The organism is Rhizobium centroccidentale, assembly GCF_030182565.1.
Taxonomy (GTDB): Bacteria; Pseudomonadota; Alphaproteobacteria; order Rhizobiales; family Rhizobiaceae; genus Rhizobium.
On the sequence record NZ_JAQJCG010000049.1, the window covers coordinates 1 to 4,396 of the forward strand.

Consider the following 4,396-nt stretch of genomic DNA (forward strand, 5'->3'; position numbering starts at 1 on the left):
CGATGAAACCGGAGGCTGTTCTAACCCCATCGCAGATGGGGGTCCCGTTTGGACGCCGATCACCCCATTTGCGGGGTCCTTATTCCATGCCTAATCACAGGTGCATTTTAATGATTGGCTTGGAAGTGGCTTTTATTGTGCGATGGCTCGCCGCCAAGGTTCGCTGAGGGCTCGTGTTGTCACCCATCTTCACGGAAGTTCTGAGTGGGTACGACGTTATAATCGCCACATACCTTCCCTTGAAGACTTCGAGGTCGAGGGGATCGAAAGAAGTCAGATAGAGAATTCCGATCTGGTGATCAGCCCAAGCCAATATCTTTTGAGTTGGTATACTGAACAAAAGGTCGTGCTGCCTGAGGCAAGGGTAATCAATTGGCTGCTCCCGCAGTGGTTCCTTCCTTCGTTCAACGGAGCGCTTCCGCTAAAGACGGCGCCGGTTGAGGCGCGAAAAATCGATACGCTGATATTCTTCGGGCGTCATGAGCGGCGGAAAGGTTTCGAGATATTCCTGGATGCCGTTTTGCGTTTTCCAGAAGATTTCCATCCGAAGATTGTCTTCTTGGGCCGCTTTGATCGTATCGATCGCGAGTTTACCGGGTCTTTGGCGCTCAGGAAGCTAAAAGGCTATAGTGGCGCAATAGAGTTTATCAATGATTTAGGGCAGCGGGAGGCCTTGAGCTTTCTGAAGCGCAAGAAGAGCGCATTGTGCGTAATCCCGTCGCTAGTCGAGAACAGCCCCTGTGTAGTGGGTGAATGTTTCACGCTCGGAATACCTTTTGTAGCGACTGATGTCGGCGGTATCAGCGAGCTTTTCGAAGACCGCGATGCTCCATCATTGTCGAAGCCGACAGGCAAAGACCTCGCGGATACGATCTCTAAGATTTATCAGCAAGGTATGCCGTCTATCATTTCGACACTTAGGCGCGACGCCATCATGAATAAATGGGAACAGTTGCATTCTGATCTCTTTTCGAATGGGAACGACCAAGAGATTGCGCAGCTGTATCAGCCCTTAGTCAGCGTCTGCGTTACGCATCACGAGCGTCCCAAATTTCTGGAGCTCGCGCTAAAGTATCTCGACGCTCAGTCATATCCGAACATTGAGATCGTAGTTGTTGACGATGGCAGCGTCTCGGCTGGCGCGATCAACGCGTTGGCTCGGATCGAGACGAGCGAATGGCGGTTCCCGGTTCGAATTGTTAGAACCACAAATAATTATCTTGGCGCGGCGCGAAATGCTGCGGCTAAAGTGGCGAACGGAGAATTCCTACTTTTCCACGATGACGACAACGTTGCGGAACCGTATGAGGTAGAAGCCTTCGTTGCCGCAGCATTGAATTCGAAAGCGGACATTCTTACTTGCCAGTCATACGTCTTCAGGGCCAACGATGCTCGCGGTCCCTTTTCTGATCCCCGAAAGGCACGTTCGATCGAATTCTACCCGATCGGCATTGGAGGCGTGTTTTCGTTCTTCCGAAATCGTTTTGGTGATGCAAATGCCTTGGTAAGGCGGGATACCTTCGAGAAAGTGGGCGGCTTTACGGAGTTGCGCGGAGTAGGAGTTGAAGATTGGGAGTTCTTTCTTAAGGCATACATTCAAGGGTTCAAGATAGGCGTCGTTCCTAATCCTTTGTTTCATTACCGCGTCAGCACCAATGGAATGCTAGCGACAGGTGACGTTCTATCCTATCGAGAGCGAATATATTCGGCGGTTGATCACGTGCATCCAACTCTTGTCGGTGATCTCTTACGGTTCGCAAATCGGAGCGAATTGGCGCAGGCTATTCTGGACCAGACATGGCACAGGCTCGGCAAGGAATTTGGCGGCAATTTACATCACGAGATGATGACTCTTGATCCAAATTCAGTTGACGCACGCAGAAAACTCTCGGACTTGGCTTTTGAGATGGGCCGGCTCAAGGACGCGATCCAACTTGCTATGCCAATCTATGATCAACGAAAAAAGCTCCTAGTTCTGAGCAGGTCGCACGGCGCAGATGATCAGCATGCCGCATCTGTCACGGTTTCGTCTGGGGGTGAGCTTCACGGATATTTTCTTCGCGGATGGTTCGTCGACCAGCAAGGTCGACCAGACGCGCCAAGCGGAATCATCATTAATGAAGAACAATATGTCCTTCTCTCGGCGAGGCGATACGATCGGCCGGATGTCAGAGATGCCTTGGAGCTTTCAAGCGCAAGTGGCGTTGGCATTACGGCGATCGCCCGAAAGGACCGATCTGCGAAACTAGTGGGACGATTTGGTCTCAAGCCGAAGCAGCGAGTAAAGATCAATGGAGTGGGTGAAGCCGCGCTCGTAAAGAAGACTGGAAAGTTGCGCGGCTTTATAGATGAAGCGGTGGGATTTTGTACCGTGAAGGTCGCTATCCCCAATGGTCACCATTGGACCGGTAAGCTTGAACTACTGGCCGGTGAGAGTGTCAAGGCAGCGGTGAATTGGGGAGACGGAGTTTTCGATTTTGGCTCTCTTTACGGCGCGCATCGCATCACTTTTAAAGCGCCGGACGGAATTCTGATGCCTCAAGAGGTCGAAATCTGCCTGTCTTCGGATAAAACTGTCGATGTCATTTTTCATTAGAATGGAGTGATGCCGGGTGCGGAGGCCGTCCACCCATTACTCCAATCCCCACCTATCATTCGGCCTGCTGATCGGGAATCTTCCGCATGAATCATGCGGCTGTTGACTTGCGACAGTGTGAATCAACCACGAACATGAGGTTTTGACAGCCGCGACGGTGCGGACGCGACGCAAGCCGCGCGACTGGGCTGGCGAGGAGAAGGATCGGTTGATCGCCGCAACATTGTTGCCTGGGTCCAATGTGTCGGCGATCGCGCGTGCCGAGGGATTGGATCCCTCGTAGCTTTAGGCGTAGCCAAGCTTGTATGATTCACCGTATTGAAGATAGGTAGTGGTCTGCGATCTTGGCGTCTATGACGACAAATCTCAAAGACTTAAAACTCCGCCCCAGCTTGCTCACCGAACTTAATCAACTTGGCTATGAGACGGCTGAAGATATGAGCTCAATCAGCTCTGCCGAACTCCTACGCATCCCCGGCATGGGCGGCCACGACTGGCGAAAAATTTCACGCGCAATTGGGCGTGAGCTTACGACGAACCGCAAACCGAAAAGTAAGAGCGGATAAAGGGTAGGGATCGCCCTATGGCCTGACGATCGGAGTCCGGAAAGTACTCTCGCCGACTTTGCCCTGCCTATGCGCCAGTTTCTCATTAATGTTTAATCAGAAGACGCTATGTGGCTCTGTCGCTATCCCATGGAGCTTATTTTGAAACACGCGGTTGTCGTTGGTCTGGATCTGGCCAAAGACATATTTCAAGTTCATGAAGTCGATGCTGGCGGCAGGAAGACGTTCAACAAAAAGCCGTACCCTGAGGAGGTAATCGGGTTCTTTAAGAACCCTCTCCGCCATTTTGGCCTTTGTTGGAGGCCACTATCGAGCAAGCAGATTCGCTCAAAGCCAGCTCGAAAAACATCAATCCTCCCGAAACCGATAGACCACGTCAGCAAACGATCCCGTAGGAAACACATAGAAAAACTTCAAATTGGCTGACGATTCGTTACGGATGCCGTGTTCGGCGTTGCCTGGGATGAAGACAGTCGTGCCGGGTTTCACCGTCGTTTCCTGGCCGTCGATCCGGACGATGCCGGTTCCTTCGAAGATGAAGTAGATTTCCGAGGGGTCGTGGCGATGCGGTTTCAGCTCGCCGCCGGGGGCGAGTTCGGCGATGCCGGCGCTCATGCTGTCGGTGGGGGTGATATCGCTGCTGAGCAGCGTGTGCCAGGAGATGGAGCCGTGGACGGGGTCGTTCCATCCGTCGCGCGGGCGCTCTTCGGCTGTGGTGATAACGGCTTGCGATCGCTTTGTCATTTTGCCTCAAGACGGCGGGTCAGCAACCGCCGAGAACGGTGTCACAACGATAACGAATGTCAATCGGCCAGCTGCTAAGCTCCGTGTCGGTCGGCTTGTGGTCTGGCGAGACCTGTTATGATGAAAAAGACGGCGCCGGTGCGATATCGCCGGCTACCGGAGCGGGCGGCCTTCCCGCTCCTTCGTCTCCATTTGCCCTGGTTTTTGGATCGTGCCGCCTAGCTCCGTCGCAGGAAATCCGCAATCAGGCTCGAGATCGTCTCCGGCGCATCTTCGAAGCAATAATGGCCGACGCCTGGGAGGCGCTCGATGGGTGCCGACCGGAAGAGAGCGGAAAAGAGCGGCAGGAAATGCTCCGCATGCAGTGTCCTATCCGCCTCGCCCCATATGGCTGTCAATCGGCGTCGTAACGGGACCCCTTATCGGCTCCCAAAAGGAACCCCTCCCTATGGTTGCATGGGGTCAGCGCGCGTAGGCCCGGAGCTTTCCA

General features: G+C 53.5%; 4 protein-coding genes. 2 read left to right on the forward strand and 2 right to left on the reverse strand.

Translation table 11 applies throughout. The annotated features are described in order from the left end of the window. The first annotated feature begins 142 nt into the window (after positions 1–142). Positions 143–2,596 (forward strand): glycosyltransferase, encoded by a 2,454-nt coding sequence (locus tag PH562_RS30470; protein ID WP_285177616.1) that lies wholly within the window; start codon positions 143–145, stop codon positions 2,594–2,596. A gap of 353 nt (positions 2,597–2,949) precedes the next feature. Further along, complete coding sequence (locus PH562_RS30475; RefSeq protein ID WP_113408526.1) at positions 2,950–3,162, forward strand: hypothetical protein; 213 nt, start codon at positions 2,950–2,952, stop codon at positions 3,160–3,162. Positions 3,163–3,510: 348 nt separating this feature from the next. On the opposite strand, the gene PH562_RS30480 is transcribed toward PH562_RS30475, so the two are convergent. Further along, a complete protein-coding gene (locus PH562_RS30480) occupies positions 3,511–3,906 on the reverse strand; it encodes a cupin domain-containing protein (protein WP_113408528.1) in 396 nt (131 codons plus the stop codon). Between the two features lie 218 nt (positions 3,907–4,124). Then, positions 4,125–4,304 carry an alpha/beta fold hydrolase gene (locus PH562_RS30485; protein WP_285177618.1) on the reverse strand — a complete coding sequence of 60 codons (180 nt, stop codon included), beginning with the start codon at positions 4,302–4,304 and terminating at the stop codon, positions 4,125–4,127. Positions 4,305–4,396 lie beyond the last annotated feature (92 nt).